Origin of the sequence: Castellaniella sp. FW104-7C03 (genome assembly GCF_040276085.1) — a bacterium.
In the GTDB taxonomy this organism is placed as follows: Bacteria; Pseudomonadota; Gammaproteobacteria; order Burkholderiales; family Burkholderiaceae_B; genus Castellaniella.
Genome location: NZ_JBELOK010000003.1, coordinates 103396 through 121422, shown reverse-complemented (window position 1 = coordinate 121422; position 18027 = coordinate 103396). Strand labels below are relative to the sequence as shown.

Genomic DNA, 18027 nt, shown 5'->3' with positions numbered 1-18027 from the left:
CATGAAAGCCCCCGCCTGTCCCAGCCTGCGCGATGCCTGGCTACAGGCGTTTCTGGATGCGCTGGGGGCCTCGCCCGCCGCGCATCAGGCGGCCCGCCACATTCAGTGGCACGGCCAGGGGGCGCTGGCTTCTGCTTATCCTGTTACCGATCTGGCCTGCGCCAGCATGGCGGCCGCGGCCTGTGTGCTGGCCGGCCACATGTCATCTTCATTGGCATCAGATCACCCGGCCGGTGGGGTGCAGTCTGCGCCGCCCCAGGTGCAGGTGGATGTGGCCCTGGCCTCGGCGTGGTTTGGCTATACCTTGCAGCCCGTCGGCTGGCAGATCCCCAAAGTGCGTGATGCCGTCACCGGCGATTACCGCACCCGTGATGGCTGGATCCGCATCCATGCCAATGCCGCCCTTCACCGGGCGCGTGCCTTGCAGGTACTGGGCTTGGGTGCCGATGCCACCCGCCAGGCAGTGGCTGCACAGGTGCAGCGCTGGCAGGCCTGGGCACTCGAAGACGCCCTGGTGCAGGCAGATGCCTGCGCGGCCGCACTGCGCACGCCACAGGCCTGGGCTCAACATCCACAGGGGCTGGCGGTGGCTGCCGAGCCCCTGGTGCATTATCTGCCAGGCTTGCCGCTGCCTGGATCATCCCTGTCGCCTGCTGCTGTGCGCTCCGTTTATGTCCCCCTGGATCCCCTGCGTCCGCTGGCCAGCTTGAGGGTACTGGATCTGACCCGCGTACTGGCCGGGCCCGTGTGCACCCGCTGGCTGGCGGCCTACGGCGCGCAGGTGCTGCGCCTGGATCCCGTCGGCTGGGAAGAACCCGGCATGGTGCCCGAAGTCACCGTGGGCAAGCGTTGTGCGGCGCTCAATCTACGCGATGCCGCCGGACGAGAGCAGTTTGTTCAACTGCTGGCACAAGCCGATGTGCTGGTGCATGGGTATCGGCCGGATGCGCTGGAGCGCCTGGGCTTGGGGGCGTCGGTGCGTCAGCAGATTCGCCCGGGTCTGGTGGATGTCAGCCTCAATGCCTGGGGCTGGACAGGGCCCTGGCGTGGCCGCCGAGGCTTTGACAGCCTGGTGCAAATGAGCACCGGCATCGCCTGGCCGGCAAGCGGCACGGCTGCCCCCGAGCCCCTCCCGGTGCAGGCGCTGGATCAATCGGCGGGCTACTGGATGGCTGCTTGCGTGATGCAGGGCCTGCACCGGCGGGAGGCCGGGCAGGGCAGCGTGTGGCGCGTGTCGCTGGCACGTATGGCTGCTTTGCTGGCCAGTGGTCGCATGGCCGAAAAAAAACCGGCCCTTGGGCCGGTGCCGCTGGATGCGGCGCACACGCGCGCAGAAGACACTGAATGGGGGCCGGCTCGCCGCCTTTTGCCCCCGTGTGTGGTGGGTGAAGCCACCTGGCACTGGGATGGGCCGGCTGGCCCGCTGCGCCGCCACCCGGCTTTGTTTCCCTGATTAATCTTCGCCTTCGAGTGCAGCCTCTGCGCTGGCAGACAGCTTGCCCTTGGACCGGCGGCGCATGATCGGCGGGATCACCACGATGGCCAGCGAGACCACCCATAGGCCGATGGCAATCGGGCTGCTCCACAGGATGGAGAGTTCGCCATTGGTGATGGACAAGGCCCGGCGCAGGTTTTGCTCCATCATGTCGCCCAACACCACGCCCAGCACCATCGGGGCCATGGGGATGCCGCCTTTGCGCAGCAGGTAGCCGATCAGGCCCAGCACCGCCGCCATGGTGAGATCAAACGTGCCTGCGTTGATGGCATACACGCCGATATAACTGATGCACAGGATGCCTGGTACCAGCAGCCAGTTGGGCAGTGCCAGCACTTTGGAGAACACCCGCACCATCGGGATGTTCATCAGGAACAGCATCACGTTGGCGATAAAGAGCGATGCCACCAGGCCCCAGACCAGCTCGGGTTTGGTGTCAAACAGCACGGGCCCAGGGGTGATGTTGTACAGCGTCAGGGCGCCCATCATCACGGCTGTGGTGCCCGAGCCCGGCACCCCCAGGGTAAGCATGGGCACAAAAGAGCCCACTGCCGCCGCCGTAGAGGCTGCCTCGGGGGCCGTCACACCGCGCAGATCGCCCTCGCCAAAGCAGGAATTGGGGTCGCGCCCCTCTTGGTAGCGTTTCTCGTTGGAGTAGGCCACCGCAGAGGCCACACTGGCGCCCGCACCCGGCAGCACGCCAATAAAGAAGCCCAGCAAAGAACCGCGCAGCACCGTCCATTTGGTGTAGAGCAGTTCTGTCATGTTGAACAGCTTGCGCGTGCTGGGAGGCACATCCGGGTTTTCGCCGCGCACGGCGGATTCCAGCAGCTCAAGGAGCTCGGCAATGGCAAACAGGGCAATCACCACCACCACGAAGTCGATACCGTCAAAGAGGTGCACGGAATCAAAGGTGTAGCGGTACACGCCCGAGTTGGCATCCACACCCACGGTGGCGATGGCCAGGCCCAGCATAGCCGACAGCGTGCCCTTGACGGGTTGGCGCCCCAGCAGGCTGGTGAGGCAGCAAAACGCAAACACGATCAGGACAAAGTACTCGGCCGGGCCAAAGGCCAGCGCCCAGCGCGCCAGCAAGGGGGCCAGCACAATCACTCCGATGGTGGCTGCCAGAGAGCCGCAAAACGCCGACCAGCCCGACAGCGACAGCGCCACATTGGCCAAGCCCTTGCGTGCCAGCGGATAGCCGTCGAGCGTGGTCATGATGGCACTGGCTTCGCCCGGCACATTGATGAGGATGGCACTGATGCGTCCGCCGTACTCGGCGCCCACGTACACGGCCGCCAGCAAAATCAAGGCAGTTTCGGGGGGCAGGTTCAGGGCGTAGGCGATGGGGATCAGCATGGCCACGCCGTTGATGGGGCCCAAGCCTGGCAACACACCCACCATGGTGCCCAAAAAAGCACCCAGGGCTGCCACCAGCAGGTTCATCCACGAAAACGCGACATCGAAACCGATGCTGAGATGGTCAAAAATCTGGCTCATAGCAGAGACTCCAGCGGGCCCAGGGGCAGCACCACATCCAGGGCACGGTCGAACAAAAGGAAAAACAGCACACCCATCAGCACACCGCTAATCGCCAGTTTTCCCCAGGCGCCGCCAAACAGGCGGCCAATGAGTACGGTGACAATGGCTGTGGCCAAGATAAAGCCCAGCGTCTCGAACAGCATCGCGTACCCAAAGATGTACGCCATCATCAGCAGCAGCCGTGGCCAGTCGATGTGCTTGCCGTGGCTGTGTTCGTGCCAGTGCTTGTACATCAGCCAGGCACCGCACAGGGCGATGATCAGGGCGATCAGCATGGGAAACGCCCGCGGCCCCACGGGTTCGTAGGAAAATGGGGCCTGCAGGTCGTGGCCGAACCACGCCATCAGGCCGGCAAAGATCAGGGCAAAAAAGCCCACAGTACGATCACTCATGGCGAAGTCCGGTAGAAGGTTTATTTGCGGATCAGGCCAAACTCGTCGGCCAGCTTGGTGTAGTCGGCCACACGCTCTTTGATGTATTTATCCAGCTCGGCGCCCGACTTGTTGAACGGAAACAGGCCTTGCTTGTCGCGAATGGCTTCAAAGGAAGGATCGGCCTGCGTTTTATTGAAGGCGTCCACCCACCATTGGTAGTCGGCATCCGACACCTTGGGGCCTACGTAAAAGCCGCGGATGATGGGCCACTGGATATCAAAGCCTTCTTCCTGGGCGGTGGGCACTGAAGACAGCTTGCCCGGCAGGCGATGATCGGCAAACACGGCCAGCACCCGGATGGGGGCGCCGCCTGCCAGCATGGTAAAGGCTTCGGCCGCATCACCCATATAGGCCTGGATATGGCCGCCACGCAGGGCGGTCAGGGCATCGCCACCGCCTTCAAAGGCCACAAAGCGCATCTTGCGGTAGTCCACCCCGGCTGCGCGCGCAGTAAGTGCGGCTTTCATCCAGTCCTGGCTGCCCACGGTACCGCCGGCGCCCAGTACGATCTTGGTGGGGTCCTGCTTGAAGGCCGCCATCAGTTCTTTCAGATCCTTGTAGGGGGCATCATCGCGCACCACGGCCACGCCGTAATCAGAGCCCACGGCTGCCAGCCAGCGCACATCATCCACGCTGTAGCGGCCAAATTTCTTCTGTGCCAGGTTCAGCAAGGAGCCGCCGGAAAACGCCACGATGGAATTGGGGTCGTCGGGTTTCTGGGCAATCACATGGTTGTAGGCCACCGCGCCAATGCCACCGGGCATGTACACAATACGCATGGGATCGGTCAGTGCACCAGAGGCTTTCAGGCCTTCTTGTGCGAGGCGGCAGGTGAGGTCAAAGCCGCCGCCGGGGTTGGCAGGGGCAATACACTCGGGTTTTGACGGGGCTGCCGAGACGGCCATGCCCAGCGAAAGCAGGGCGCCGCCCAGCAGCAACGTTACGGATCGGGGTGTCATGATGAAAGTCTCCTGTTTTAGGCTTGATATCACCGGTCGTCAGACACAGACACAACCGGATACCCCTCGCACCTTAAAGAGCCGAGGCTTTCCATTAGCTTTCAAAATCGCACAAATACGGGATAACCCCGATCTATCGCCCTTTTTAATGTATGGATTATCCTGGCGCGCCAAGGGGCGTGCCGTGGGCGTGTCAGGCGGGTTTGTGTCAGGCGGCGGTGCCGGGTTCTGGCAGCGGGAATACCAGCGCCACTTCGCAGCCCGGGTGGGTGTTGCGGATGCGCAGTTGTCCGCGATACTGCAGCAAAATCGTGTGCACGATGGCCAGGCCCAGGCCTGCGCCATGGCTGCCTTTACCCGCTTGCCCGCGCCTGAAACGGCGTCCGGCCTTGCGGATATCCGCCTCGCTCATGCCCGGGCCGGTGTCCTGCACGGCCAGAATCACGGCGTCAGCGGTGCGCTGGATGCCCAAGGTGATGGTGCCACCCACCGGTGTGTACTGGATGGCGTTGTCTGTCAGGTTTTGCAGGGCTTCGCGCAGCAGCCAGTCGGCGCCCTTTACCTGGGCGTCCAGCTCGGCGCCTTCCAGCGCCAGGGTTTGATGTTTTTGGCGGGCCAGGCCGTACATCTGGCGGATCACATCCTGGGCCAAGGGCGTCAGTGCCACGGCCCGATGCGGCTCGGCCTGGGCCTCGGATTCTTGTGCGCGGGCCAGGGCCAGCAACTGTGCAGCGGTGCGTTGCGCCTGGTCCAGCCCCCGGCGCATCGCCAGCAAGGCCGTGCGCGCCTCGGCGGGGTCGAGTTCACGCAGGGCGTAATCCAGCTGGGTGTTCAGCACCGCCAGGGGCGTGCGCAGCTGATGCGAGGCGTCATCCAGAAATTGTCTTTGGCGCCGGGCTTGTCGGGCGTGGCGCGCCACGTGCTGGTTTACCGCGTTGACCAACGGCTGCACTTCGCGCGGCAGTTCGGGGGCCAGGATGGGGCTCAGGTCGTCGCTGCGGCGGGTTTTCAGCTTGCGATACAGGCGTGTCAGGGGCCGCAGGCCAATCAGCACGCCAAAAAAGATCAGTGCAGAAGACACCAGCACCTCGACGACATCGCGCACCACGCTGCGCAGCATCGAGTCGCGGATCACCGCATCGCGCCCGGTGCGGTCTTCGCCCACCATCACGATCACCCGGCCGTCGGGCTGCCCGGCCAAGGGCGGGTTCATGGGCCGTGCCATGGCGGCAATGCGCACGCTGGTGCCCAGGTAGCTGCGGTCGTAAAACACCGGTACCCCCGACACCAGTGCCTCATCGGGCAGCGGCAGTTGCTGGTTGCCGATGTCGGCCAGCAGGTCTTCGGTGAGGATGCGGTAGTACACCGTGTTGTCGGCGGTCAGTTCAAAGAACTCCAGCATCAGGTAGGGCAGTTCTACCGACAGCCCGCCGCTGTCCGTGGAAATATTGTGGTTGATGGCACGCAAGGCCCCCACCAGCGAGCGGTCGTAAGCCAGGTCGATCTGTGTGTGCAACTGATGGCTGGAATACCACAAGGCAAGGCTTAATACCGCCACTTGCGCCGGGATCAAAATCCACAGCAGCAGGGCCCGCAGGCTGTGGGCGCGGGCCGGTTTAGTGGGGTGCATCGGATAGGGGCTCGAGGCAATAGCCCATGCCGCGCAGCGTCACGATCTGCACCTGGGTATCGGCCAGTTTCTTGCGCAGGCGGTGGATCAGCACCTCGATGGCCTCAAGGTTGATGCTGGTGTCGTCCGGGCTGATGCGATCCAGCATTTGCTGCTTGGTCACCGGCTCTCCCGCCTTTTGCATCAGCACTTTCAGGGCCGAGAACTCGCGCGGCGACAAGCCCAGCGGCTGATCGTGGTGCAAAAACCGTTGGCTGCCGATATCCAGCACCAGGTCGCCCAGCACCCAGCGCGGGTGCTCGCGCCCCCGGCTGCGGCGGATCAGCGCGTGCAGACGGGCTTCAAGTTCTTCGATGGCGAAGGGCTTTTGCATGAAATCATCGGCGCCTTCGTGCAGCGAGTCGATGCGCTCGGACATCGCGTCGCGTGCCGTCAGCACCAGCACCGGGCAGCGGTTGTCGCGTGCCCGCAGACGGTGCAGGAACTCGTGGCCGTTCATGCCCGGCAAGCCCAGATCCAGGATGATGGCGTCAAATTCTTCTACCCGCAGGCGGCGTTCGGCCAGCTCGGCGTCGTCGGCCCAATCCACTATAAAGCCACCGTGGCGCGCCAGGCTGCGCGCCAGCCAGTTGGCCAGCTCGGATTCGTCTTCGATCAGGAGAATGCGCATAGTGACGATGATAGGGCGGTGCCGGGGCCTTGCCTAGTGATTGGCCTCGGGATGGGGATCGTGCTTATGGCCGGCGTGATGGGCTGCGTTGCCACCCACTTGGCCGGCCAGCAGGGGCTTTAACCAGGCCCCCGTGTAGCTGTTGGCCGTGGCGGCGATGACCTCGGGCGTGCCCTGGGCCACAATCTGGCCGCCGCCTGCCCCGCCTTCGGGGCCCAGGTCGATCACCCAGTCGGCCGTTTTGATCACATCCAGATTGTGTTCGATGATCAGCACCGTGCTGCCGGTGTCTACCAGTTGCTGCAGCACATCCAGCAATACGGCAATGTCATGAAAATGCAGGCCGGTGGTGGGTTCGTCCAGCACGTACAGGGTGCGATCCGAGCCGCGCCGCGAGAGCTCTTGGGATAGCTTGATGCGCTGGGCTTCGCCGCCCGAGAGCGTGGTGGCGCTTTGCCCCAGGCGGATATACGACAGCCCTACGTCCATCAGTGTTTGCAGCTTGCGCGCCACCGTGGGCACGGCCTGAAACAGGCCCAGCGCCTGGGCCACGGTGAGATCCAGGATATCGCTGATGGAGTGGCCCCGGTAGCGGATGTCCAGGGTTTCGCGGTTGTAGCGCTTGCCCTCGCATACCTCGCAGGGCACATACATATCGGGCAAAAAGTGCATCTCAACCCGCACCATGCCGTCGCCCTGGCAGGCCTCGCAGCGCCCGCCCTTCACGTTAAACGAGAAGCGCCCAGAATCGTAGCCGCGCAGGCGTGCCTCGGGCACCCCGGCAAAGAGCTCGCGGATCGGGGTGAACAGCCCCGTATAAGTGGCCGGATTGCTGCGTGGCGTGCGGCCAATCGGGTTCTGGTCGATGCTGATGATTTTTTCGAAGTGCTCCAGGCCCTGCAATTGATCGAAGGGCGCCTCGTGTGTCTGGGCGCGATGCAGGCGGTGGCTTAGCGCCGCCACCAGGGTGTCGTTGATCAGGGTGGATTTGCCCGAGCCCGATACGCCGGTGATGCAGCTCAGGCGCCCCACCGGGATGGCCAGATCCACGGATTTCAGGTTATGCCCGCGACAGCCCAGCAGACGTAGCCAGCGCTGCTCTGGCTCGTCGGCCACTGGCCGGCGCACGGGGATCTCGATGCGGCGTGTGCCGGCCAGATACTGGCCGGTTAAAGAATCGGGTTGTGCGGCAATTTGCGCCGGTGTGCCCTGGGCCACCACATAGCCGCCTTGCTCGCCCGCGCCCGGGCCCATGTCCAGCACGTGGTCGGCTGCGCGGATCATGTCCTCGTCGTGCTCGACCACAATCACGCTATTGCCCAGGTCGCGCAGCTGGTGCAAGGTGTCGATCAAGCGGCGGTTGTCGCGCTGATGCAGGCCAATCGAGGGCTCGTCCAGTACATACATCACGCCGGTCAGGCCCGAGCCAATCTGGCTGGCCAGGCGGATGCGCTGGGATTCGCCGCCCGACAGCGTGTCGGCGCTGCGGTCCAGCGACAAATACCCCAGGCCCACGTTATCCAGAAAATCCAGCCGGGCGCGGATTTCGTGCATGATGCGCTCGGCCACCTCGCGCCGTGCGCCGCCCATCTCCGTGCGCTGAAACCAGGCGCGGCAATCGGCCAGAGACCAGGCTTCAATCTCGTAGATGGCCCGCCCGCGCCGCTCGCCGGGGCCTGGGTCGTCGCCCACCAGCACGTGGCGCGCATCGCTGCACAGGCGTGCGCCCTGGCATTCGGGGCAGCGGATGGTGTGGCGCAGGCGGTTCAGCTCGTCGCGCACCGCTGTGGAGTGCGTTTCGCGCCAGCGCCGCTCGAGATTGGGGATCACGCCTTCAAAGGTGTGGCGCCGGATTGTGGGCACTCCGCCTTCGCCCAGGTATTGAAACGCGATTTCTTCGTCGCCGGAGCCGTGCAAAATGCGTGTGCGTATCCCGGCATCCAGCGCCTGAAACGGCGTCTCCAGGCTGAAATGATAATGCTGCCCCAAACTGGCCATCATGGCGTAGCTGAAGGCGTTGCGCCGATCCCAGCCATGGATGGCGCCGGCGGCCAGGCTGAGCTCTGGAAAAGCCACCACCTGCTCGGGGTCGAAGGCATCCACATGGCCCAGGCCGTTGCACGTGGGGCAGGCCCCCACCGGATTGTTGAAGCTGAACAGGCGGGGTTCGAGTGTGCCCATGCCGCGGGCGCACACTGGGCAGGCGTAAGCCGCCGAAAACCCTTGCTCTTTGTTTGAATCCAGATCCAGCACCAGGGCGCGTCCCTGGGCCAGATCCAGTGCAGTCTCGAAGCTTTCGGCCAGGCGCTGGCGGCTGTCGGGGCGCACGCGTATGCGGTCGACCACCACATCCAGATCCCACGGCCCCTCCACGGGCTCGGGGGCGGCGCTGCCGTCGATGACCTGCATATTGCCGTTGATGCGTACGCGCACAAAACCCAGGGCCTGCAGGCGCCGGCACTCGGCCGGTAGATTGTCGTCGCGACCGCGCGCCAGCGGCGCCAAAATGGCCAGCCGCGAGCCCTCGGGGCGTGCCAGTACCTGATCCACCATCTGGCTGACGCTTTGCGCCTGCAGGGGCAGATGGTGATCGGGGCAGTAGGGCGTACCGGTGCGGGCATACAGCAGCCGCAGATAATCGTGGATCTCGGTGATGGTGCCCACGGTGGATCGCGGATTGTGCCCGGCGGATTTTTGCTCGATGGCAATGGCCGGCGACAAGCCCGTAATCACGTCCACATCGGGCTTGTCCATCATCTGCAAAAACTGCCGGGCATAGGCCGATAGGCTTTCTACATAGCGGCGCTGCCCCTCGGCGTATAAAGTATCAAACGCCAGAGACGACTTTCCCGAGCCCGACAGCCCCGTCACCACCACCAGTTGGCGGCGCGGGAGGTCGATCGAGATATTTTTCAGATTGTGGGTGCGTGCACCCCGGATGCAGATGGCGTCCATGCCGATAGGGGAGTTCAGGTTCTTAAAAGGCCAACTTGCTACTATAACGCGCAGCCCCTGCTTCTTACGGATCCTCATATGGCCCGATCACCCCGATCCTCTGCTCCACCCCTCAAACTGACGCCCCTCGAGCGGCGCAGCAGCGTGGCCTTGGCCACCCTGTTTGCCGCGCGCATGCTGGGCCTGTTTTTGCTGACACCTATTTTTGCCGTGGCGGCCCGCACCCTGGTGGGCGGTGATGATCCGGCCCGCGTAGGCCTGGCACTGGGCGCCTACGGGCTTACCCAGGCCGTGATGCAAATCCCCCTGGGCATGGCGTCCGATCGCTATGGCCGACGGCCCATCATCGTGTTTGGCATGCTGCTGTTTGTGATTGGCGGCGTGATTTGTGCTCTCACCAATGATGTCGATTGGGTTACCGTGGGCCGTGTCATCCAGGGCCTGGGTGCGGTGTCGGCTGCCATCACGGCCTGGATTGCAGACGCCACCCGCCCCGAGGTGCGTACCCGTGCCATGGCCATGGTGGGCGGCTCCATCGGGATTTCCTTTGCCTTGTCGTTGGTGCTTTCGCCCATGCTGGTGGGTGAGTTTGGCCTCTCGGGCCTGTTCTGGGCCATCAGCCTGCTGGGTTTTCTGTGCCTGCTGATTGCCATGTTCTTCGTGCCCGAGGTGCCCAAATCCGAAAACGACATCGTGCAGGCCACGCCGCACGACGTGCTGGGCCATCGCGATTTGCTGCGCCTTAATTTTGGTGTTTTTTGCCTGCACTTTATTTTGATGGCGCTGTTCATGGTGGCCCCTGGCCTGCTGGGGCGTTTGGGCGGCTTTGATTCGGCCACGCTGTGGCAGGTGTATCTGCCCGTTATTTTGGCCTCGTTTGTGCTGATGGTGCCCGCCGTGTTTTATACCGAGACGCGCAAGGTGCATAAGTACGCGCTCGAGTGGTCGGTGCTGGGCCTGGCCGTGGTGCTGGGCGCCTTGCCCTGGCTGATGGATTCGTTTGCTCTGGTGGTGGCCGCCCTCATCGGCTTTTTTGTCTGCTTCAATATTCTCGAAGCCCTGCAGCCATCGCTGGTCTCGCGCGTGGCGCCACCAGCCTACAAGGGCCTGGCACTGGGCTTTTACAACACCGCGCAATCGCTGGGTGTGTTTGCCGGCGGCCTTTTGGGCGGCATTTTGGTCAGCCGCAGCGGCCCCTCGATGGTGTTCTGGGTGTGTGCCATGCTGGCTGCGGTGTGGTTGTACACGGCGCGCGGCTTCAAGGACATCAAAGGCGGGCACTAAGGATACCGGCGGCGGCAGGCGCTGCCGCATGGAGGCTGCTTATCCGACATCCCGCACTTCGCCCGCTATAAATTGGGGCACCACCGTGCTGCAGTCCAGCTGGCTGACGTAGTCCAGGCTTGCCGCCATGTCGCGCACAAGCATCAGCTGGCCCAGCCGCGCGGCGCGGATCACGTCGATCGGCGTGCGGTCATTCCATGCCATTTCAGCGGCCAGCGCGGCGTCGCTGCACATAAATGAATGGCCTGATGCCTCCTGCAGACATCGGATCAGGTGCCCGGCGCCGTAAAAATCCTCCAGGCTGAAGCGCCCGAGCGACCCCGAGCAGATCAGTACGATGTCCTCGGATTCGGTGTGCTTGATCACGTGGCGGGCAACGGCGCGGCCGTTTCTCAGGCTGGCCGCATAGACTTGCGAGAAGAACGCCGCCCGGCGCAGGGCTACCGTCCCGTTGCTGGTGGCGTACACCACGTCGCGCCCCCGCACCTGGGCCCCCGAGAGCGCCAGTGGGTCGTAGCTCAGGCACCCCGGAAAAGGATCAGCGTTTTTTTCGCCGGCAATCACCCATTGCCCCTCGGGCAGGCGTGCACTGATCTGCTGGGCCTCGGCGAAGTCCAGTGCCGGCAGGATGCGCCGGGCGCCGGCATCCAGTGCGGCCGTAATGGAGCTGCTGGCAAAGATAATATCCAGCACGATGGCGCAGGCATCGGCATGGCGGCTGCCTTGCAGGGCCTCTTTGTGCAGCACCACATGGATTTTTCTCATGAGGCAGCCTTGGGGCTTTGTGCGGATGATATGCGCCGTGGATTGCTGAGCGACAGCTTCAGGTTCACCAGCGTGTCCAGCAAATTCAGCAGTCCGGGCGTGCCGGCTGCCGTGTAGCGTCCGTCCCGGATGTCCTGGACAAGGCGCCTGATATCCGCGTCGGGCTGTCCGGCGCCCTGTGCCTGGTAAAACGCCTGGATCGCGGCATGCTGGGCGGCAGCCATTGTGTCTCCGGTGGTTTGTTCGCGGATGGCGATGCCTAGGGCGTTGGCAATCATGAGGGCGTTGTAGCGCTGATCCTGCGGCAATGCGGGCAACAGCTCGGCCAGCAAAAGCGCCCGGGCCACCTTGAGCAGCGCACCGGCATCCGGCTGGTCGCGATAAGGATCCAGGGGCTGTGGCCCGGTGGCAGGCGTACTCGTGGCAGCACCTGGATTTATGGGCGTTGGCGTGTCCTTTGCGATATCCGTCAGCTCGCGCAATTGCAGGATCAGGTCTTGCTGGATCTCGGGCACCATGCGCCCGGTGAGGGCTAGCTCAAGGGATTCTTGTTGACCTGATCGATGCCGGTAGGATTGCTCTAGTGCCAGCACCGCCCAGCGCACGATGGCCATGAGTTCCCAGTAGGCCAGGCGATGAGGGTCAATCTTGTGGCCCGATACGCTTTCATAACCGGCGAACAGGTCTTCCTTGCTGCCCACGCCGCCCGCTTCGCGGTCGGGCCGGCCAAAGCGCCAGCATCGTGCGCACATCCAGCCCAGGTCTTCGTAGGGGTCGCTCCAGGAGGCAAACTCCCAGTCGAGGATGGCCGTCAGGCGGCCCTCAGCCACCAGGTAGTTGCCGGTTCGGAAGTCGGAGTGGCACAGCACCAGGTCTTGCTGCGCCGGGCGATGGTCTGCCAGGTACTGCAGGCCAAGTTCGATGGCTGGGTGGGGTTCTTCAAACCGGTTCAGCAGCTGTCGGCACGCCTCGGTTTGTGTCTGGGCGGGGTCTGGCCCGGGCGCCGCCAGAAACGGCAGGCGGCCGGGTGTGTACTGGATGGCATGCAGGCGGGCCAGGTTGCTGCCCAGGTCGTGCATCAGCTGTTGGCGCTGAGAGGCCGTCAGGGCATCGTCCTTGACCAAGGCCCTGGCGTTTGCGGTGCCTTCGGCCCAATCCATGATGTAAAAGGCGGGTCCCGCCACGCTTTTGTCCGCGCTCAGCCAACGTGGCTGCGGTGCGCTGACGCCCGCCTCGCAGGCCGCGCGCAGGATCTCGAATTCGTGCGCCCGGCTCAGGCTGACCGACAGCGCAACCGGGGCGTCGCTGCGCACCACAAAGCGATACTCGCCGGGCAGGCTGCCGCCTGTCATCCGGACATGCAGCCCGTGGTTTTCCTGGACGGCACCGCCCGCCAGCGACCGGTATTCCAGCGCTTCGATGTGATCGGCGCCGGTTTTTTGCTGGATGAAGTCCAGCAGGTGTTCGGGGGTGTCTATCTCTGACATGCGACAGTGTTTCCTAAGGCGTGTTGCGAGCCTACAAAGTGGATTGCAGGTGTCCCCCGTCCACGACGAGCGTGCTTACCGTCATGAACGCGCTGTCGTCGCTGGCCAGCAGCAACAAGGGTGCCCGGAGGTCTTCGACCAGGCCCAGGCGCCGCATGGGAATCCGGCGCAGGATGGACTCGCCCTGAGGGGTCTCAAAGAAGCTTTCGTTCATGGGCGTCTGGATGTAGCCGGGCGCCAGGGCATTGACGCGGATGCCGTGCCGGGCCCATTCCAGTGCCAGGCAGCGAGTCATTTGTTCAAGCCCCGCCTTGGCCACGGCATAGGGCATGACGGCACCCGAGACGCGGTGCCCCAGGATGGACGTGATCTGAATGATCGAACCCGGCTTGCCGGCGGCCACCAGGCGCTTTGCGGCAGCCTGCGAGACCAGCCAGCATCCGGTGAGGTTGGTGCCCAGCACACGGTGCCAGTCTGGCAGGCTGATATCCAGTGCCGCCTGGGTGGTGGCCACGCCTGCGTTGCAGACGACGATGTCGGCAAGCAGGCCCCAGCCGGCCATTTGTTCAAACGCATCCTGAACACTTTGTTCTTGCGTCACGTCCATCACCAGCGCATGCGCGGTGCCGCCCTTTTGGGTGATCTCGTCGGCCATTGCTTGCAGGGGCTTTAGCTGGCGGCTGGCCAGCACCACCGTGGCGCCGCACTCTGCAAGCATGTGGGCAAACCCGCTGCCCAGGGCGCCCGAGGCGCCGGTTACCAGGGCAGTGCGGCCGCGCAGGTTGTGGGTGTGGAGGTTGCTCATTTTTATCCTTTACTCAACGTTTGCAAGCTGCTTTTGCTGCTCGTGTCGCGCCTGTGTCGCCCGCTTGATTTTCTTGGCCAGCGACCACTTGTGCACTTCGGTTGGGCCATCGTAGACGCGAAAGGCGCGGGTCTCGCGAAAGATCTGCTCGACCACTGTATTTTGCGACAGGCCCAGGCCGCCCATGGTCTGCACGCAGCGATCGGCCACGCGAAAGAGCGTTTCCGCCACCGAGGCCTTGGTCATCGAGCTTTCGGTGGTGGCCATGCTGCCTGCGTCCAGCGCGCGTGCGCACCAGTCGATCATCAGTGCCGCCTGCTGCAGGTCGATCTGGTTATCCGCCAGCATAAACCCAACGCCTTCGTGGTCGATCAGCAGCTTCCCAAAGGCGCGTCGGGTAACAGCGTAATCGCTGGCGATTTCATGTGCGCGCACCGCTGCGCCAAACCAGCGCATGCAGTGGGAGAGCCGGGCCGGCGAAAGCCGCACCTGGGCGTAGCGAAACCCTTCGTGGATCTCGCCCAGGATGTTGCGGCTGGGGACTCGCAGCCCATTGATTTTCACCAGGGCATGACCGCCCGGCATCGAGCTGTCCAGGGTATTGATGAGGCATTCGATCTGGATGGCGGGGTTGGGGAGATCCACCAGAAACATGGTGGCCCGGGTTTTGTCGCCACCGCCGGTGCGCGCCATGATGATGCCCACCTGGGCGCCATCGGCGCCGGTGATAAAGGCCTTGCGTCCATTGATGACCCAGTCGTCGCCGTCCTGGACGGCCGTGGTCAGCAGCATCGAGGGGTCTGATCCGGCGCCGCCGTCCTCGGCGGGTTCGGTCATGAAAAATGCCGAGCGCGCATGTCCGGAAACGATGCGATCCAGGAAATGCTTCTTTTGCTCGGGATTGGCGACCTTGCCCAGCAGGAACATATTGCCTTCGTCGGGCGCCATGGTGTTCAGGGCAACCGGCCCCAGGGGCGAGAGCCCCGAGCGCTTCAGGATGGCCGCTGTCTCCAGCTGTGTCAGGTGTTGTCCATTGGCCAGAATATGCGGCGTCATGACGCCAGCCGCCCGGGCCTGCTCGCGAAGCTGCGAAACCAGGGCCTCCGCGGGCCCGTGCGAGGTGTTGCGCAATTCTTTCTCGCGGGGGATGACGATCTCGCGGACAAACGCCTCGACGCGCTCGCCGATCTGCTGGCTGCGCTTGCTCGGATAGGGTGTGAACATGATCGGTTTCCTTCTTCGGCTTAGCTGCCTTGGGACACGACAAACGAGGCAATGGTGGTTGCCGAGCCGCCGATGTTCAGGATACCTGCGCGTTTGGCACCGGGTACCTGGCAATCGCCGGCGCGGCCGGTTACCTGGGCCTGCGCGTCAAGCATCATGCGCACGCCAGTGGCGCCAACCGGATGGCCCAGCCCGATCAGGCCACCCGAGGGATTGATGGGCAGGCGGCCATCGGCCGCGATGGTGCCGTCCTCGATTGCCTTCCAGCTTTCTCCTGGGGCGGTGATGCCGAAGCTGTCGATGGCGGCGTACTCGGTCATGGCAAAGCAGTCGTGGGTTTCGATGAGATCGAGGTCAAAGGGCGAGTGAATACCGGCACGCCCGAAGCTGTCCTGGATACATTGATGCACGTGGGGCAGGACAAAGGGGCTGTCTGCGCCTTCTGCGATCTTGGCCGAAAATCTCATGGGTGCCGTCCGGTGGCCCCAACCGTCGATGCGTGCAAGATCGCTGAGCGACTTGCCGTGGCGTTGTGCGTATTCGCGTGCACGTGCTTCCGAGGCAAGAAAAACAACTGCGGCGCCGTCGGTTACCTGGCCACAATCGTTGCGGCGTACATGGCCTTCGATCACCGGGTTCAGCGTATCGTCGGTGGTAAAGGCGCCTGGCTCGAACGTCCACTTGCGCGTTTGCGCGTTGGGATTGCGTTTGGCATTGGCGTAGTTGATGCGGGCGATTTCGCCCAGATGGCGGTAATCAAGCTCGCCATAGCGCTGGGAGTACGTCTGGTAAAGATCCGAGAATGCGCGTGGCCACAGATATTTTGCGTCCGTCCACTCAACACCCGCCACGGCGGCTGCACCCAGGTGTCGGGCAGCGTCTTCGCCCGACACATTGCGCATCATCTCCACGCCCAGCACGCAGATGAGGTCGTAGCGCCCCGCTTCGATTTCGGCCATGGCCGCCAGCATTGCCATGGATCCGGAGGCGCAGGCAGCTTCGTGGCGCATGGTGGGTATGCCCGAGAGCGCGGGATCCATTTCTGCCACCATGCCGCCCAACTGGCCTTGCCCGCAAAAGAGTTCGGCCACAAAATTGCCCACGTGCACGGATTCGATGTCGCGACACTCGAGCCCAGTGGCGTCCAGACCGCTGAAGAGGGCCTCCTTCATCATGTCTTCGATGCCGAGCCCCTCGCGATGCCAGTTGCGGGCGAAGTCCGTCTGGGCGCCTCCCAGGACATAGATGTTGCGTTTCTCTTGAGTCTGTGTAGACATATCAAACCTCCAACCAGGATTTCCGGATATCAGGGGCGTTGCGCAATGCCTCTGGTGTGCCTTCGAACATCACGCGGCCATGGCCCATGACGTACACGCGGTGCGCAATGCGCATGGCAATGGTGAGTTTTTGTTCAACCAGCAGCACGGCAACGCCGCGATGTGCGATGGATTGCAGCAAGTCACCCACTTGCTGGACGATCAGAGGAGCGAGGCCCTCCGTGGGCTCGTCCACGATCAGCAGATCCGGCCCGCTCATCAGCGCGCGGCAGATCGACAGCATCTGCTGTTCGCCGCCCGACAGAAGCTCTGCCGACGTATCCGCCCTGCGCTGCAGGGAGGGAAAGAGCTCGTAGGCGCCTTGTAAAGTCCAGGGGTGTTGTGCCGCGCTGTGGACGCCAAGCAGCAGGTTCTGTTCAACCGTCAGGCCGGGAAACACTGCGCGTTCTTCGGGGACATAGCCGATCCCGGCATGGGCGATCTGATGGGGCTTGTCGGCCACGGATTCATGGCCGTTGATCCGGATGGAGCCGGAGCGGGTGGCAATCCCCATGATGGCCTTGCAAAGGGTGGATCGACCCACGCCGTTGCGGCCCAGCATGGCGACGATCTCGCCGCGGCGAACCGTCATGTCCACGCCGTCCAGGATGTGGCTCAGTCCGTACCAGGCGTGTACGCCTTTCAGTTCGAGCAGGGCCGGGCCGGGTACCGGGGCCTCGGTTGCCTGGGCGGTGGCTAGCTGCATGCTTCTGTCCCCAAGTAAGCTTCCTGCACCCGGACGTCGTTTCTGACGGCCTCGGGAGTGCCCGAGGCCAGGAGTTCTCCGTAGACCAGGACGGAGATGCGATCAGCCAGGCTGAAGACGACACCCATGTCGTGCTCTACCATGACAACCGTCCGGCCCTGGGCGATTGTTTGCAGGAAGTCTGAAAACTGTCCAATCTCGTTGTGGTTCATGCCCGCCATGGGCTCGTCGAGCAACAGCACCTTGGCGTCGCCGGCAATGGTCATCCCGACTTCCAGGGCGCGCTGCTCGGCATAGGACAGATTGCCGGCGATCTCGTCGCGCCGGTGTTTCAGCCCGATGTCGTGCAACAGGCCGTCGACCTTCTCGGTAATGGCCTGATAGTGATCGGCGGGCCGCAAGAAGCGATAGCCCGCGCCCATCTTGCCCAGCACGGCACAGCGGAAATTCTCGAACACGCTCATGCTGGGGAAAATGTTGGTGATCTGAAACGATCGGGACAGCCCAAGGCCGTTGATGATCCGCGGCGACAGGCCTGAGATATCACGCTCATCCAGCAAAATGCTGCCCGAGGTGGGGGCCACGCGCCCGGAAATCAGATTGAACAGGGTAGATTTGCCTGCGCCGTTGGGCCCGATGATGACGTGGAACTCGCCAGATGGTACGGATAGATCCACGCCCTTGATGATTTCGACGTTGCCAAAGGATTTCCGCACCTGCCGCAGGGTCAGGCTGGGGGGTACGGACGTCAC

At 63.7% G+C, this 18027-nt stretch carries 15 protein-coding genes; 2 read left to right on the top strand and 13 right to left on the bottom strand.

Annotated features, from left to right (window positions below):
- The first annotated feature begins 1 nt into the window (after position 1).
- Positions 2 to 1453, top strand: coding sequence for a CoA transferase (locus ABS758_RS04565; protein ID WP_350381024.1), 1452 nt, complete (start codon positions 2 to 4; stop codon positions 1451 to 1453).
- Here ABS758_RS04565 and ABS758_RS04560 read toward each other — a convergent pair whose 3' ends face one another.
- The 6 genes from ABS758_RS04560 to uvrA all read right to left on the bottom strand — a co-directional run bounded on the left by ABS758_RS04560 (position 1454) and on the right by uvrA (position 9688).
- Entirely contained in the window at positions 1454 to 2998 is a 1545-nt protein-coding gene (locus ABS758_RS04560; protein ID WP_350381022.1) for a tripartite tricarboxylate transporter permease, read from the bottom strand. It lies immediately after the preceding gene.
- Positions 2995 to 3432, bottom strand: a complete 438-nt coding sequence (locus ABS758_RS04555; protein ID WP_350381020.1) for a tripartite tricarboxylate transporter TctB family protein — start codon at positions 3430 to 3432, stop codon at positions 2995 to 2997. Before ABS758_RS04555 ends, ABS758_RS04560 begins: the two co-directional genes overlap by 4 nt.
- A gap of 20 nt (positions 3433 to 3452) precedes the next feature.
- Entirely contained in the window at positions 3453 to 4433 is a 981-nt protein-coding gene (locus ABS758_RS04550; RefSeq protein WP_417277170.1) for a Bug family tripartite tricarboxylate transporter substrate binding protein, read from the bottom strand.
- 208 nt (positions 4434 to 4641) lie between these two features.
- Positions 4642 to 6063 carry a sensor histidine kinase gene (locus tag ABS758_RS04545; protein ID WP_350381018.1) on the bottom strand — a complete coding sequence of 474 codons (1422 nt, stop codon included), beginning with the start codon at positions 6061 to 6063 and terminating at the stop codon, positions 4642 to 4644.
- On the bottom strand, positions 6050 to 6733 hold the full coding sequence (locus ABS758_RS04540) for a response regulator (RefSeq protein WP_350381016.1): 684 nt from the start codon (positions 6731 to 6733) through the stop codon (positions 6050 to 6052). Before ABS758_RS04540 ends, ABS758_RS04545 begins: the two co-directional genes overlap by 14 nt.
- A gap of 33 nt (positions 6734 to 6766) precedes the next feature.
- The gene (gene uvrA / locus ABS758_RS04535; RefSeq protein WP_350381014.1) at positions 6767 to 9688 is read right to left on the bottom strand and encodes an excinuclease ABC subunit UvrA; all 2922 of its coding nucleotides are present in this window, start codon (positions 9686 to 9688) and stop codon (positions 6767 to 6769) included.
- Between the two features lie 78 nt (positions 9689 to 9766).
- Here uvrA and ABS758_RS04530 point away from each other — a divergent pair, with 78 nt between their 5' ends.
- Positions 9767 to 10972, top strand: a complete 1206-nt coding sequence (locus ABS758_RS04530) for an MFS transporter (RefSeq protein WP_350381012.1) — start codon at positions 9767 to 9769, stop codon at positions 10970 to 10972.
- Positions 10973 to 11011: 39 nt separating this feature from the next.
- Here ABS758_RS04530 and ABS758_RS04525 read toward each other — a convergent pair whose 3' ends face one another.
- Genes ABS758_RS04525 through ABS758_RS04495 form a run of 7 tightly spaced genes read right to left on the bottom strand, consistent with a single transcriptional unit; the run spans position 11012 to position 18027 of the window.
- The gene (locus ABS758_RS04525) at positions 11012 to 11737 is read right to left on the bottom strand and encodes a 2-phosphosulfolactate phosphatase (RefSeq protein WP_350381010.1); all 726 of its coding nucleotides are present in this window, start codon (positions 11735 to 11737) and stop codon (positions 11012 to 11014) included.
- Positions 11734 to 13224: a phosphotransferase gene (locus ABS758_RS04520; RefSeq protein WP_350381008.1), complete on the bottom strand. Its 1491-nt coding sequence runs from the start codon at positions 13222 to 13224 to the stop codon at positions 11734 to 11736. The genes ABS758_RS04525 and ABS758_RS04520 overlap by 4 nt, the downstream gene beginning before the upstream one ends.
- Before the next feature lie 31 nt (positions 13225 to 13255).
- On the bottom strand, positions 13256 to 14029 hold the full coding sequence (locus ABS758_RS04515; RefSeq protein ID WP_350381006.1) for an SDR family NAD(P)-dependent oxidoreductase: 774 nt from the start codon (positions 14027 to 14029) through the stop codon (positions 13256 to 13258).
- 9 nt (positions 14030 to 14038) lie between these two features.
- Entirely contained in the window at positions 14039 to 15253 is a 1215-nt protein-coding gene (locus ABS758_RS04510) for an acyl-CoA dehydrogenase family protein (protein WP_350381005.1), read from the bottom strand.
- Between the two features lie 20 nt (positions 15254 to 15273).
- Positions 15274 to 16530 (bottom strand): acetyl-CoA acetyltransferase, encoded by a 1257-nt coding sequence (locus ABS758_RS04505; RefSeq protein WP_350381003.1) that lies wholly within the window; start codon positions 16528 to 16530, stop codon positions 15274 to 15276.
- A 1-nt stretch (position 16531) separates the two neighbouring features.
- Complete coding sequence (locus tag ABS758_RS04500; RefSeq protein WP_350381001.1) at positions 16532 to 17275, bottom strand: ABC transporter ATP-binding protein; 744 nt, start codon at positions 17273 to 17275, stop codon at positions 16532 to 16534.
- The gene (locus ABS758_RS04495; RefSeq protein ID WP_350381316.1) at positions 17266 to 18027 is read right to left on the bottom strand and encodes an ABC transporter ATP-binding protein; all 762 of its coding nucleotides are present in this window, start codon (positions 18025 to 18027) and stop codon (positions 17266 to 17268) included. Before ABS758_RS04495 ends, ABS758_RS04500 begins: the two co-directional genes overlap by 10 nt.

Excerpts from the sequence above, each read along its gene's own strand:
- ABS758_RS04520 (WP_350381008.1), bottom strand. The coding sequence starts at position 13,224 with ATGTCAGAGATAGACACCCCCGAACACCTGCTGGACTTCATCCAGCAA.
- ABS758_RS04505 (WP_350381003.1), bottom strand. The coding sequence starts at position 16,530 with ATGTCTACACAGACTCAAGAGAAACGCAACATCTATGTCCTGGGAGGC.
- ABS758_RS04550 (WP_417277170.1), bottom strand. The coding sequence starts at position 4,433 with ATGACACCCCGATCCGTAACGTTGCTGCTGGGCGGCGCCCTGCTTTCG.
- ABS758_RS04545 (WP_350381018.1), bottom strand. The coding sequence starts at position 6,063 with ATGCACCCCACTAAACCGGCCCGCGCCCACAGCCTGCGGGCCCTGCTG.
- ABS758_RS04560 (WP_350381022.1), bottom strand. The coding sequence starts at position 2,998 with ATGAGCCAGATTTTTGACCATCTCAGCATCGGTTTCGATGTCGCGTTT.
- ABS758_RS04515 (WP_350381006.1), bottom strand. The coding sequence starts at position 14,029 with ATGAGCAACCTCCACACCCACAACCTGCGCGGCCGCACTGCCCTGGTA.
- ABS758_RS04555 (WP_350381020.1), bottom strand. The coding sequence starts at position 3,432 with ATGAGTGATCGTACTGTGGGCTTTTTTGCCCTGATCTTTGCCGGCCTG.
- ABS758_RS04510 (WP_350381005.1), bottom strand. The coding sequence starts at position 15,253 with ATGTTCACACCCTATCCGAGCAAGCGCAGCCAGCAGATCGGCGAGCGC.
- ABS758_RS04500 (WP_350381001.1), bottom strand. The coding sequence starts at position 17,275 with ATGCAGCTAGCCACCGCCCAGGCAACCGAGGCCCCGGTACCCGGCCCG.
- ABS758_RS04565 (WP_350381024.1), top strand. The coding sequence starts at position 2 with ATGAAAGCCCCCGCCTGTCCCAGCCTGCGCGATGCCTGGCTACAGGCG.
- ABS758_RS04525 (WP_350381010.1), bottom strand. The coding sequence starts at position 11,737 with ATGAGAAAAATCCATGTGGTGCTGCACAAAGAGGCCCTGCAAGGCAGC.
- ABS758_RS04540 (WP_350381016.1), bottom strand. The coding sequence starts at position 6,733 with ATGCGCATTCTCCTGATCGAAGACGAATCCGAGCTGGCCAACTGGCTG.
- ABS758_RS04530 (WP_350381012.1), top strand. The coding sequence starts at position 9,767 with ATGGCCCGATCACCCCGATCCTCTGCTCCACCCCTCAAACTGACGCCC.
- uvrA (WP_350381014.1), bottom strand. The coding sequence starts at position 9,688 with ATGGACGCCATCTGCATCCGGGGTGCACGCACCCACAATCTGAAAAAT.